The following is a 12,359-nucleotide window of genomic DNA, read 5'->3' as shown; positions in this document are numbered from 1 at the left end:
TCTAAGTTGTGCGCCGAGGATGCGCTGAGGGGTTTTCACGATGATCAATCGCAGGCATTTTTCGGTCGCGGCGGGCGCTGCAGCGCTCGGCGGCTTTCATATCGCGCGGGCACAGGGCGAAACGCCGATCGTGCTCGGGCAGTCGGCGCCCTTCTCGGGGCCGGCGGCGCAACTGGGCATCCAGTTCTACCAAGGCGCCAAGCTGTACCTGGACCAGTACAACGCGATGCCGGGCCATCGCGACGTGCAGATCAAGTTCCTCGACGACGGCTACGAGCCCGACCGCTGCGCCGCCAACACCAGGAAGCTGATCGACGAGGAGGCCTTCGCGCTCTTCGGCTACATCGGCACGCCTACCAGCCTGGCGGCCCTGCCGCTGGCCGTGGGGGCAAAGATCCCGTTCATTGCGCCCTTCACCGGTGCGATGGCGCTGCGCGAGCCCTTCCACAGAAACGTGTTCCACCTGCGCGCCTCGTACAACGACGAGACCGCGCTGATCGTGAAGCAGCTCACCCACCTGGGCCTGAAGAAGATCGCGGTGTTCTATCAGAACGACGCCTATGGCAAGGCCGGTCTCGACGGCACGACGCTCGCGCTGTCGCAGCTGGACCTGAAGCCGGCAGCGCTCGCGACGGTCGAGCGCAACTCGGTCGACGTCGCGGCGGCGGTCAGGACCATCGTGGCCGCGAAGCCTGACGCCGTGGTCCAGGTCAGCGCCTACAAGTCCTGCGCCGCCTTCATCCGCGAGGCGCGCAAGGCGGGCTATGGCGGCACCTTCTACAACGTGTCCTTCGTCGGCACGCAGGCGCTGGCCGACGAACTGGGCAAGGACGGCGCCGGCGTCGTCGTCACCCAGGTCGTGCCCTCGCCCTACTACGCCGCGAACGGCATCACGCGCGAGTTCAACGACGCGGTAAAGAAGAGCGGCGGCACCACCAAGGCCAACTTCTCCAGCATGGAAGGCTATCTGGCCGCCAAGGTGCTGACCGAAGGCCTGCGCCGCGCACCGGGCAAGGTCACGCGCGAAGGCCTGATCGCGGGGCTGGAATCCATCGACCGGCAGCAGTTCGGCGGCTTCGAGGTGTCCTTCTCGCCGCGCAACCACGTGGCGTCGAAGTTCGTCGAGCTGTCGATGATTACGGGGGATGGGCGAATTCGGACCTGATGGCTCCCGCTCCCCTTGGGAGAGGGTTGGGGTGAGGGCACTCGGGCCTTTGATTTGTACGCTGCGCCTAGTGTGAAGCCTCTCACACAGGCCGATCACGCCCTGGCTAGGCTAGTGCAACGACCTCGACGACAGCGACCTGCTGCGGGGTTGGGCCAGCGGACTAGTATTCCGCTCTAGGCGCATGCGGCCTCTCAACGAGCTTTGCTTCCGTCTCCATAAGAAGCTCCCCTGCACTTCGCCCAAGGGCCCTTGCGAGCCGCAAAATCAACGCCAGGGTCGGCATATGCTCGCCACGCTCGATCTTCCCCATATGCGAGCGCTCGATGCCTGCTCGATGAGCCAGGGCTTCTTGCGCTACTCCATCTTCAAGCCGTAGCGCGCGAATCACAGCGCCAAACGCGCGAGCTGGCGCGACTTCAAAGGTGGTCGCACCAGCCGGTCGCCCCCTCTGAGTAGTCCGCTTCTGCATGGACAGAAGCGTCAGGGTTTGAAATAATAAAAACCACGTTATCTTTAACTCAGGTTGTCCTAGGCGGATGTATGTTCTTCCTGGCCCCCTTAATCAGCAAGGAAGCTGAATAGCACATGGGCGATAAGCAACTTGCCTCGCCGTTCCCGACCGCTCAGCCGTTTCGTCTGCCGGCGTCAGTGCTTCGCGCGCGCTTGCCCCGAGTGTCCCCACCTTCGCGCAGCAATTCAGCAACGCGCATCGGCCAGCAAGTACGCGCCCTACGGATCGCCTCTGGCGCTTCCGGTGGCGAGCTGGCTTCCTCTGCAGGCGTTTCGAGCTCCATGCTCTCCCGCATCGAGCGCGGTCTCGTGTCCCCTTCCGTCGAAACTTTGGATCGCATCGCCACTGGCCTGGGCGTGCCCGTCTCTCGCTTCTTCGGCGACCAGTCCAGCCGCACCGACTTCTCGCACGTACCCGCAGGCCGCGGGATCTTGGTGGATCGGGTCGGTGCTGTGGCCGGCTACCGCTATGAGCTGCTCGGCCATCAGCTCTCCGGCAACCTGTTCGTCGAGCCCTATCTGGTCACGCTGCTGCCGGAGGCTGAGCCCTACGTCACCTTCCAGCACCCAGGCGTGAAGTTCCTGCACCTTCTCTCGGGCCGAGTCTGCTACCGCTACGGGGCGAGGGTGGTGAAGCTGGAACCAGGAGACTCGCTGCAGTTCGATGCCACAGCGTTGCATGGCATCGAGGCCATTGAGGCTGGCCCGGTGAAGTATCTGTCGATCGTGTTCACGATGCGAGACTAAGTAGGCTGTTTTATGAATACGGCCACGTATGTGATTGATAAATTCGGCCGCGCATGACATCTTGTTGCGATCCTTCGACCAGGGGTTGCATATGCCAAGGAAGAGTCCGCTCCCTATCGAGTCGGCACTGGACGCGGCCGAGTTGAATCGTCGTGCGACCAGATATACGTTGCCGCATCTCGAGGTTGTTCGAGCCAAGATGATCCTGATGGCCCCCCAACGGCATGGACAACGATGCGATCGCCGCGCGGCAGGACACCCTGCGCGAGGTGGTCAGTCTGTGGCGCCAGCACTTCTTCAAAGAGCGATTGGCGGGTCTCGAAGAGAGAGCCCGCCCGGGACGCCGGGTCTTTCCCCCAGAGGTCACGGTTGAGATCAATGCGCTCGCATGCGAGTTGCCTGCTACCTTGGGCTTGCCGTTGTCGCGCCTAAGCGTCGCTGACGTGGCGCGATACGCGCAGCGCTCCGGCGTGGTGGCGCGCATAACCAACAGCACGCTCTGGCGTTGATCGCACGAGGACGCGATTCGCCCGTGGCGGCATCGATGCTGTAGCTTTGCGCGCGACCCGCACTTCCAGATCCTGGACCTGTACGAGCGGCGCTGGCAAGGGCAGTCGCTGCGCAAGGACGAGTTCGTCATCTCGACCGACGAGAAAACCAGTATCCAGGCTCCGACTGCGCATACCTCCGAGCCCGCCCACCGCATCGGGCGAGTCAATGCGCCTGAAGCACGAGTACGAACGCGCTGGCGCCTGGGCGTCTTGGGGGCGTGGACGTGCATCTCACCAAGGGTGTTCGGCCGCTGCGAAGCGACCTTGGGCATCGCGCCCTTCGAATGGCTCGTCGGACTACTACGCCCTCGTCACCTGCGTCAGCGCGTGAATGATCAATCCCACCAATCCACCCACCAGAGTTCCGTTCACCCGGATGAACTGCAGGTCCCGCCCGATGTGGCGTTCGAGCTCGAGCGTCATCTCGTCCGCGTTCCACGCTTCGACCCGCTCGACGATGTAGCGCCGGATGTCCTCCCGGTAGCGCTCGATCGCGCGCGGCGCCGCGTCCACGATCTGCTCGTTGATCCAGCGCCGTATCGCCTCGTCGGCCGCAAGGCGAGCGCCCAGTGCACCCGCCATCGCGACGATGCGCTGGCGAATGCCCGACTCGGTCTTCGCCAAGTCGTCGTGCAGCCAGGCCAGCAGCTCGCCCCAGAGGCCATGCAGGTAGTCGCCCAGCGCAGGATGCGCCTGCAGCTCGGCGCGAATGGCAAGGCCCCGGCGATGGAATTCCGGGTCGGTCTTGAGCTTCGCGATGAAGGCGTGCATGAAGACATCGAAGCGCAGGCGCAGCGGATGTCCGGGCTCGGCCGCCATCTCCGCGATGGTGCGCGCCACCGCGGCCACGATCTTGCGCGTGGCCAGCTTGGCGGCGACTTGGTCCAGGCCGACGTAGCGCAGCGCCCTGATCTCGCGCGCGATCGCCTCGGTGATCTGCTCCTGCATTTCGTCCCCTTCGACCACGCCGGCGACCTGCACCAGCACGTCGTCGAGCAGCGCCTGATGCCGCCCGTCCGCCGTCAGCGCATCGAGCGCCTGGCCCGCCAGCCGCGAGACGTCGACCTGCGCCAAGCCTGCGGTTGCGATGCGGCCGAGGAAGTCGCGCACGCGCGCATCGTCGAAAGCGCTGAGCCCGTAGCGCGCGGCAGCCACCAGATGCTCGCCGAGCTTGGCCGCATGCTCGGGCCCGGAAAGCCAGTGGGCCAGCCGGCCGGCCGGATCGAGCTGCTCGAGCTTGGCCAGCACCTGCGACGTGCTCAGGAAGTTGTTGCAGATGAAGCCGGCGAGCTTGGCACCGATGCGGTCCTTGTTGGCCGGGATGATCGCGGTGTGCGGAATCGGCAGGCCCAGCGGATGCCGGAACAGCGCGACCACCGCGAACCAGTCGGCGATCGCGCCGATCATCGCGGCCTCGGCGAAGGCTGCGACATAGCCCCATGCCGGATGCCGCGCTTCAAGCGCCGTCGCCGCCGCGTACAACAGCGCGGCGGCGCAGAGCAGGCCGAAGGCAATGCGCTTCAGCGGATTTCCTTCGTCGTCGCGAGCCCCTGCAGGAACTGCTCGCAGCGCGCCAGTTGCTCCAGCGTCACGTACTCGTCGGGCTGGTGCGCCTGACTGATGCTGCCGGGCCCGCAGACCACGGTCGGGATGCCGGCGCTCTTGAAGATGCCGGCCTCGGTACCGAAGGCCACCAGCGTGGTACGCGCTTCGCCGGCCAGGCGCTGGGCAAGACGCGTCACGGGATCGTCGGCGGTGGTCAGGAAGCTCGGGATCTCGCAGATGGTCTCGAAGCTGAAGCCGGCATCGGGCGCGATCTTCTTCATGCCGGCCTCGATGCGGCTCGCGTAGCCGCGGAGCTCCTTCTGCATCTGCTGCGCGTCGGCGGTGGGCAGGTCACGGAATTCATAGCGGAATTCGGCGTCGCGCGGCACCACGTTGTCCGCGATGCCGCCGTGGAACTGGCCCACGCTGGCGGTGCTGAAGGGCACGTCGAAGCCCGCGTAGCGCGGCTCGTCGCGCTCGAAGCCTTCGGCCATGTCGCGCAGCTTGCCGACCACGCGCGCCGCCATCTCGATCGCGTTGACCGACTGCGGCGTGAGCGAGGAATGCGCCTCCTTGCCGCGCACGCAGCAGCGGTAGCGGTAGACCCCCTTGTGCGCGATGGCCGGCACCATCAGGGTCGGCTCGCCGACGATGCAGGCCAGCGGCTTGATGCCCTGGTCCTTCATGTCAGCGATCATTTCCTTGACGCCGAAGCAGCCCACCTCCTCGTCGTAGCTGAAGGCGAAGTGCACCGCGAAGGGCGACTCGCTCTCGATGAAGCGCTCGGCATTGGCCAACGCGATCGCGATGAAGCTCTTCATGTCGGCCGACCCGCGGCCGTAGAGGCGCGGCTCGGCATGCACCGCCTCGCCGTCGTGGCCATCCTGCGGCCAGTCCTGCACGGTGGCTGAGAGCGGGTCGATGCTCCAGTCCTGGCCGTCCCAGGGCACGGTGTCGGTATGGCCCGAAACGATGACGCCGGCCTTCTTGCCGGCGCCGAGCGTGGCGAACAGGTTGGCCTTGGTCTTGTCGGCGTTGTAGGTGAGCCGGCTGCGCACGCCCATGCCGGCGAGGTGGTCGCGCGCGAAGTCGATCAGCTCCAGGTTGCTGTTGGCGCTCACGGTGTTCATGCGTACCAGCGTTTGCGCGAGTTCGAGGCTGCGGGGGGAAAGCACGTAGGACATGCGAAGCATTCTCCCGGAAGTCCGGCCGGTCGGAGACGAAGGGCGCGGTCTTTGCGAGCCTCAGGCGCAAAGCCTAGACTCTTGCCCATGAAACTCATCGATTCCCTCGTCACCCAGGCGGCCGGCATCGCCGCGGTTCGACGTGACCTGCATGCCCATCCCGAACTCTGCTTCCAGGAAGTACGCACCGCCGACGTGGTGGCGGCCAAGCTCACTGAGTGGGGCATTCCGATCCACCGCGGCCTCGGCACCACCGGCGTGGTCGGCATCGTCAAAAACGGCAACAGCAAGCGCGCCGTCGGCCTGCGCGCCGACATGGATGCGCTGCCGGTCACCGAGCTCAATACCTTCGCCCATGCCAGCAAGCACCCCGGCAAGATGCACGCTTGCGGCCACGATGGCCACACGGCGATGCTGCTGGCGGCGGCACAGCACCTGGCCAGACACCGCAACTTTGACGGCACCGTCTACCTGATCTTCCAACCCGCCGAAGAAGGCGGCGGCGGTGCACGCGAGATGGTCAAGGAAGGTCTCTTCGAGCGGTTCCCGATGGAGGCCGTGTTCGGCATGCACAACTGGCCGGGCATGAAGGCCGGCCAGTTCGCCGTGAGTCCGGGGCCGGCCATGGCTTCGAGCAACGAGTTCACCATCACCATCCGCGGCAAGGGCGGCCATGCGGCGCTGCCGCACACGGGCATCGACCCGGTGCCGATCGCCTGCGAGATGGTGCAGGCCTTCCAGACCATCATCACGCGCAACAAGAAGCCCACCGACGCGGGCGTGATCTCGGTCACGATGATCCACGCGGGCGAAGCCAACAACGTGATTCCCGACAGCTGCGAGCTCAAAGGCACGGTGCGGACCTTCACGCTGGAGGTGCTCGACCTGATCGAGGCCCGCATGCAGAAGATCGCCGAGCACGTCTGCGCGGCGCACGACGCCGAGTGCGAGTTCCGCTTCCACCGCAACTACCCGCCGACCATCAACACCGCCGACGAGGCGAACTTCGCGCGCCGCGTGATGGCCGGCATCGTCGGCGCGGACAACGTGCTGGTGCAGGAGCCTGCGATGACGGCCGAGGACTTCGCCTTCATGCTGCAGGCCAAGCCCGGCGCCTATGCCTTTATCGGCAACGGCGACGGCAGCCACCGCGACATGCACCACGGCGGCGGGCCCTGCATGCTGCACAACGCGAGCTACGACTTCAACGACGATCTGATTCCGCTGGGTGCGACCTGCTGGGTCCGGCTGGCCGAAGAGTTCCTCCAGGGCCCGAAGGCACCTGAAGGGGCTTCGACGTGATCGGCGTCGCCGAGGCCTTTTCGTCCCGTTACGCCCAGGCGCGCCAGAAGTTCCTGCAGGGCTGCGCGAGCGCCGGACTGGCCGTGCGCTCCCATGTCCATCCCCTCGAGGGGCGCGACGGCGAAGAGCTCGCGATGGACGTAGCGCTAGACGGCGAAGCGAAGGCCGAGAAGCTGTTGATCGTGAGCAGCGCCTGCCATGGCGTCGAGGGCCATTGCGGCAGCGGCGCGCAGGCCTTCGCGCTGCACGACGCGGAGTGGCGCGAGAAGGCGCGCGACCAGGGCGTGGCCGTGCTCTATGTGCATGCGCTGAACCCGCACGGCTTTTCATACAGCCGGCGCGTGACGCACGAGAACGTGGACCTGAACCGCAACTTCCTCGACTTCTCGCAGCCGCGGCCCGTCAACGAGGCGTACGCCAGGCTGCACCCGCTGCTGCTGCCCGAGGAATGGCCGCCGACGCCGGCCAACCAGGCGGAGATCGGCAGCCTCATCGAACGCGAGGGCCTGGCCTTCTACCAGGCCGCGGTGACGCGCGGGCAGTACCAGTTCGCCGACGGATTGTTCTACGGCGGCGACGCGCCGACCTGGAGCAACAGGACCTTGCGCGAAGTGCTTCGCACCCGCGCCGGCAGCGCGCGGCGCATCGGCTGGATCGATTTCCACACCGGCCTCGGCCCCACCGGCATCGGCGAGCGCATCTTCGCCGGCAGGGACGATAAGGCCGCCTATGCGCGCGCCAATGCCTGGTGGGGCACTGCGGCGGCGCCGGTGACTTCGATGTACGACGGCTCCTCCACCTCGGCCTTCCTGACCGGCCTGATGTGCTATTCGCTCGACGACGAATGCCCGCTGGCCGAGCACACCTCGATGGCGCTCGAGTACGGAACCTTGTCCATGCTCGAAGTGACCCAGGCCCTGCGCGCCGATCATTGGCTCCATAAGCATCCGGAGGCGCCGGCCGAACTGGCCGCGGCCATCCGGTCGCAGATGCTGGAGACCTTCTATACGGACACGGATGCCTGGCGAGGGCAGGTCATCAGCCAGGCGCGGCAGGCGATGTTTCAGGCGGCGGACGGATTGTCTTCCTGAGTTTGCGGGGGCTCCGGGGACCCTTCCAGAAACACCGCGGAACCGGATCCGCCGGGCCGCTGGTGTTGCCGCCAGTGAGGGGGCTGGCGTAGCGACACGAAGTGGGCGAAGCCTTGGGGGAAAGCGTCAGGACGCCAAGAGGCGCTCCTGCGCAATCACCAGCAACCCATCCATGATCAACCCATCCACGAGCTCGAACTCCCCATTCATGCTCGGCGCCATCTTCCAGGCCGCCCCGCCCGTCATGTAACAGGCCGGCTCCACGCCACAATGCGAGCGCACATGCTGCACCATGCGCTCCACCGCACCCGCGATCGCGTAGGTGCCGCCGCTGGTCAGCGCATCGCTGGTGTTGGTGGGGAACTCGCGCACTTCGCCGGTTGGCACGTGCAGGCCCGCGGTGCCCGATTCGAGCGCGCGCAGCATGATGCCGTGGCCCGGCAGGATCAGGCCGCCGAGGAACTTGCCGTTGGCGTCCACCCCTTCGACCGTCACCGCGGTGCCGATCATCACCACCACCATCGCACGCGCGGGCCCCTGCGACAGCATGCGGTGGCGCGCGCCGATCATCGCGACCCAGCGATCGGCGCCCAGTCGCGTCGGATGGTCGTAGCCGTTCACGATGCCGGCCTCGGCGGCGCTGGAAACCACCCATCGCGGCGAGCAGTCGAAGCGCTCCACCACCTGCTCCTCGGCGCGCCGCCGCACCGTGTCGCCGGCCACCACGCAACCCAGCATCGAGGCCGGCGCGGGCAGGTCGGCCCACGGGCCGTCGGCCAGCCGCTCGATGTGGTCGAGAAACTCGGCACCGTGCGCCAGCAGCGACGCGCCCGGCCGCGCCGCATCGTAGAGGGACCACTTGAGGCGGGTGTTGCCGATGTCGATCGCGAGGAATGCCATGCGCGGCATTATTGCGAGTTGTGCTTACGGGCGCTTGCAGATGCGGTCGCAGCCTACGCACGGCGGTCACTTTCCGACGGTACAGTGCCCTTCCGATCAACAAGGCGCAAGGAGAACACCATGGGTTTGCTGAGTTTCATCAAAGAGGCGGGAGAAAAACTGTTCGGAGGCTCGTCGGCCCAGGCGGCCGAACCGGATGCCAACCAGAAGGCATCCGCCGCGATCAGGACCTACATCGAGACCCAGAACCTGGGCCTGACCGGCTTGGAAGTGACTTACGTCGCCGCCACGGGGGTCGTCACGCTCGCGGGCAATGCGCCCTCGCAGGAGGCCAGCGAAAAAGCATCGCTCGCGGCGGGCAACGTGGCCAACGTGACCCAGGTCGACAACAAGCTGGTGGCACCCGCGGCCGATCCGGCGCAGTACCACGACGTGGTCAAAGGCGACACCTTGTCGGCCATCTCGAAGAAGTACTACGGCGATGCCAACAAGTACAACGCGATCTTCGAAGCCAACAAGCCGATGCTCAGCCATCCCGACAAGATCTATCCGGGCCAGAAGCTACGGATTCCGCCGCTGAAGTAGGACCGACGCGCACCCTCATCCGGTGCGCTCTTACCATGTTCAAGCGCCTGGCCATCATTGGCGCACCAAGCAGCGCAGGAGCCTATGCGCCTGGCCAAGAGAAGGCCCCGGCTGCTCTCCGAGCTGCTGGGCTGCCGGCGTATCTGGCCGCCCGTGGCATCACGGTCGACGATCATGGAGACGTTCCGGGTTTCCGCTGGCGTGCGGACAGGGTGAACCCGCGCGCCATGAATGTGAATGCAGCCTCGACGGTGGCCAAAGCCACCGCAGAGCGTGTCGCGTGCGCCCTCACTTCAGACGCGGCAGTGCTCGTCCTCGGGGGTGATTGCACTGTCGAGCTCGGCACGGTAGCCGGTGCGCTTCGAGAGACGCAAAGTGTCGGCGTCGTCTACATCGACCTCGATACCGACTTGAACACGCCCCACAGCACGCAGGACGGCGCCCTGGACTGGATGGGTGTCGCGCACATGCTGAACGTCAAGGGCACGGTGCCGGAACTCGCCTCGCTGGGGCCGCGCGTGCCGATGCTCCGCCCGGAGCAAGTGCTCTTCTTCGCCAACGACAACGTCGAGCCCTTCGAGCGGCAGATCATCGACGAACTCGGCATCGCCGAAGTTCGGCTTGCGGACGTCGCCGCCGACCCGTCAAGTGCTGCGGAAGCCGTCGTGAGCGGCTGGGCGCGGCAGTTCGAGCGCCTGCTCGTCCACCTGGATGTCGACGTGCTCGACTACGTCGATATGCCGCTCGCAGAGAACAATCGCCGTAACGTAGGCCTCCGGTTCGATCAGCTCATGGCGTCGCTCCGCCCCTTGCTGTGCGCGCCGAACTGGACGGCGCTCACCGTTTGCGAGCTGAACCCTGACCATGGCGAAATCGATGGCTCGACCCTGCGGACCTTTGCTGGAGCCTTGGCTGATGCTCTGGCTGCATCACCCCGATGGCAAAGCACTTTTAGCTAGTTCTGTTTCCACGGGAGGCCGCGCAGGCGCCAGCCGCCCTTGCGGCCGCGGTGGCCCTCCGCGTCGGCATCGCCTTCGAAACCTTCGAGGATGTTGTAGGCCTCGAGGCCCAGTTCGGTGGCGCGCCGCGCGGTCGAGATGGAACGCACGCCGCTGCGGCACAGCATCACAACCTTCTTGCCCGCCGGCACGGCAGCCTTGAGGCCCTCGTCGAAACCGGCATTGAGCGCCATGCCCGGCCACTGCTTCCAGGCCAGGCCCACACCGCCGGGCACATAGCCCACCCATTCGCGCTCGGCGTCGCTGCGCACGTCGACCAGCACCGCTTCTCCGCCGGCGACCCACGCATAAGCCTGCTCGGGCGTCACGTCGCCGGCATAGCCCTCGGCCGGCCGCACGCCCGCGCGTTCACCGGCTGGCGCGTTGCCTGCGCTGGTGCTCTTCGGGTCCGGCTGCGTCATGACACTTCATCCTTTGTTTGCTAGGGTTACTGCTTAGAAGCGGTTGCCATTTGCCATGGAAGTCCGCTCCCGGACCCATGATTTTTCACCAGTTCGTGAAAACCCTCTTTGTCCCGAATGTTCACGTGTCAAAGATGGCAGTCTGGGGTTTTCCAGGTACCAACGGAGAAATACGCAATGACCGAGAACAAACCGAACCGCCGCCGAAGCCTGCTCAAAGGCGCAGCCGTGGCGGCCGGCGCCATGTCCGCGCCCATGGTCAGCATGGCGCAGACCACGTCCTTCCGCTTCCAGAGCACCTGGCCTTCGAAGGACATCTTCCACGAGTACGCCCAGGATTTCGCAAAGAAGGTCAATGACATGGCCGGCGGGCGTCTCAAGATCGAGGTGCTGCCTGCGGGCTCGGTCGTGCCGGCGTTCCAACTGCTGGATGCTGTGGCCAAGGGCACGCTCGACGGCGGCCACGGCGTTGTCGCCTATTGGTACGGAAAGAACTCCGCACTCGCGCTGTGGGGTTCGGGCCCCGGCTACGGCATGGACGCCAACACGGTGCTGGCCTGGCACAACTACGGCGGCGGCAAGGCGCTGCTCGATGAGATCTACAAGGGCCTCAACCTCGACGTCGCGTCCTATCTCTACGGCCCGATGCCCACGCAGCCGCTGGGCTGGTTCAAGAAGCCGGTCGCGAAGGCCGAGGACATGAAGGGCCTGAAGTTCCGTACCGTCGGCCTGGCGGTGGACGTGTTCACCGACATGGGAACTGCGGTGAATCCGCTGCCGGGCGGCGAGATCGTGCCCGCGCTGGACCGCGGGCTGATCGATGCGGCCGAGTTCAACAACGCATCCAGCGACCGAGTGCTCGGATTCCCCGACGTCGCCAAGAACTGCATGCTGCAAAGCTTCCACCAGTCGGGCGAGCAGTTCGAGATCCTGTTCAACAAAGGCAAGCTCAACGCGCTGCCGGCCGAGCTGAAGGCGATCATCGAGTACGGCGTGCAGGCGGCCAGCGCAGACATGAGCTGGAAGGCGATCGAGCGCAATTCGCAGGACTACATCGAGCTGAAGAAGGCGGGCGTCAAGTTCTACAAGACGCCCGATCCGATCCTGCGCGCGCAGCTCGCGTCGTGGGACAAGACGGTGGCCAAGAAGGCGACCGAGAACCCGATGTTCAAGAAGGTGCTGGACTCGCAAAAGGCCTTCGCGGAACGGGCCGGCCAGTGGTACAACGACTACACCGTCGACTTCAAGATGGCTTACAACCATTACTTCGGGCGGCAAGCCAAGAAGTCCTGATTCACGGTCATGCGGCGAGGGGCACCTGAGGTGCCCCTCCTTCTTTTTGCGGCCCCACGCGGC

Annotated in this window: 13 protein-coding genes; 8 read left to right on the top strand and 5 right to left on the bottom strand. The window is 65.8% G+C overall.

From position 1 onward, the window contains the following. The first annotated feature begins 40 nt into the window (after window positions 1–40). A complete protein-coding gene (locus EJI01_RS10345; RefSeq protein ID WP_126837028.1) occupies window positions 41–1,165 on the top strand; it encodes an ABC transporter substrate-binding protein in 1,125 nt (374 codons plus the stop codon). Between the two features lie 163 nt (window positions 1,166–1,328). On the opposite strand, the gene EJI01_RS10340 is transcribed toward EJI01_RS10345, so the two are convergent. Further along, on the bottom strand, window positions 1,329–1,637 hold the full coding sequence (locus EJI01_RS10340; RefSeq protein ID WP_126837027.1) for a helix-turn-helix domain-containing protein: 309 nt from the start codon (window positions 1,635–1,637) through the stop codon (window positions 1,329–1,331). A gap of 239 nt (window positions 1,638–1,876) precedes the next feature. Between EJI01_RS10340 and EJI01_RS10335 the strand changes: the two genes are divergently transcribed. Next, on the top strand, window positions 1,877–2,425 hold the full coding sequence (locus EJI01_RS10335) for a helix-turn-helix domain-containing protein (RefSeq protein WP_260602420.1): 549 nt from the start codon (window positions 1,877–1,879) through the stop codon (window positions 2,423–2,425). A 224-nt stretch (window positions 2,426–2,649) separates the two neighbouring features. Continuing rightward, complete coding sequence (locus tag EJI01_RS10330) at window positions 2,650–2,934, top strand: helix-turn-helix domain-containing protein (protein ID WP_126837025.1); 285 nt, start codon at window positions 2,650–2,652, stop codon at window positions 2,932–2,934. A 342-nt stretch (window positions 2,935–3,276) separates the two neighbouring features. Here the strand turns inward: EJI01_RS10330 and EJI01_RS10325 are convergent, their stop codons facing one another. Further along, window positions 3,277–4,458, bottom strand: a complete 1,182-nt coding sequence (locus EJI01_RS10325) for a DUF445 domain-containing protein (protein WP_260602401.1) — start codon at window positions 4,456–4,458, stop codon at window positions 3,277–3,279. A gap of 38 nt (window positions 4,459–4,496) precedes the next feature. After that, on the bottom strand, window positions 4,497–5,705 hold the full coding sequence (gene argE, locus EJI01_RS10320; protein WP_126837023.1) for an acetylornithine deacetylase: 1,209 nt from the start codon (window positions 5,703–5,705) through the stop codon (window positions 4,497–4,499). 87 nt (window positions 5,706–5,792) lie between these two features. Between argE and EJI01_RS10315 the strand changes: the two genes are divergently transcribed. Together EJI01_RS10315 and EJI01_RS10310 are read left to right on the top strand one after the other, a co-directional pair. After that, window positions 5,793–7,007, top strand: a complete 1,215-nt coding sequence (locus EJI01_RS10315) for a M20 aminoacylase family protein (RefSeq protein ID WP_126837022.1) — start codon at window positions 5,793–5,795, stop codon at window positions 7,005–7,007. Then, window positions 7,004–8,098: a M14 family metallopeptidase gene (locus tag EJI01_RS10310; RefSeq protein ID WP_126837021.1), complete on the top strand. Its 1,095-nt coding sequence runs from the start codon at window positions 7,004–7,006 to the stop codon at window positions 8,096–8,098. Before EJI01_RS10315 ends, EJI01_RS10310 begins: the two co-directional genes overlap by 4 nt. A 126-nt stretch (window positions 8,099–8,224) precedes the next feature. On the opposite strand, the gene EJI01_RS10300 is transcribed toward EJI01_RS10310, so the two are convergent. Continuing rightward, on the bottom strand, window positions 8,225–8,998 hold the full coding sequence (locus EJI01_RS10300; RefSeq protein ID WP_126837020.1) for a type III pantothenate kinase: 774 nt from the start codon (window positions 8,996–8,998) through the stop codon (window positions 8,225–8,227). Between the two features lie 120 nt (window positions 8,999–9,118). Between EJI01_RS10300 and lysM the strand changes: the two genes are divergently transcribed. Then, window positions 9,119–9,583, top strand: coding sequence for a peptidoglycan-binding protein LysM (gene lysM, locus EJI01_RS10295; RefSeq protein WP_126837019.1), 465 nt, complete (start codon window positions 9,119–9,121; stop codon window positions 9,581–9,583). Window positions 9,584–9,618: 35 nt separating this feature from the next. Continuing rightward, window positions 9,619–10,542, top strand: coding sequence for an arginase family protein (locus EJI01_RS10290; RefSeq protein WP_126837018.1), 924 nt, complete (start codon window positions 9,619–9,621; stop codon window positions 10,540–10,542). Here the strand turns inward: EJI01_RS10290 and EJI01_RS10285 are convergent. After that, window positions 10,539–11,003 (bottom strand): rhodanese-like domain-containing protein, encoded by a 465-nt coding sequence (locus EJI01_RS10285; RefSeq protein ID WP_126837017.1) that lies wholly within the window; start codon window positions 11,001–11,003, stop codon window positions 10,539–10,541. The two genes, EJI01_RS10290 and EJI01_RS10285, sit on opposite strands and share 4 nt — an antisense overlap. Before the next feature lie 177 nt (window positions 11,004–11,180). Here EJI01_RS10285 and EJI01_RS10280 point away from each other — a divergent pair, with 177 nt between their 5' ends. Continuing rightward, a complete protein-coding gene (locus EJI01_RS10280; protein WP_126837016.1) occupies window positions 11,181–12,296 on the top strand; it encodes a TRAP transporter substrate-binding protein in 1,116 nt (371 codons plus the stop codon). The last annotated feature ends 63 nt before the right edge of the window (window positions 12,297–12,359 follow it).

It is taken from the genome of Variovorax sp. MHTC-1 (assembly GCF_003984645.1).
Classification (GTDB): Bacteria; Pseudomonadota; Gammaproteobacteria; order Burkholderiales; family Burkholderiaceae_C; genus Variovorax.
This window is presented reverse-complemented; position numbering and strand designations above follow the sequence as displayed.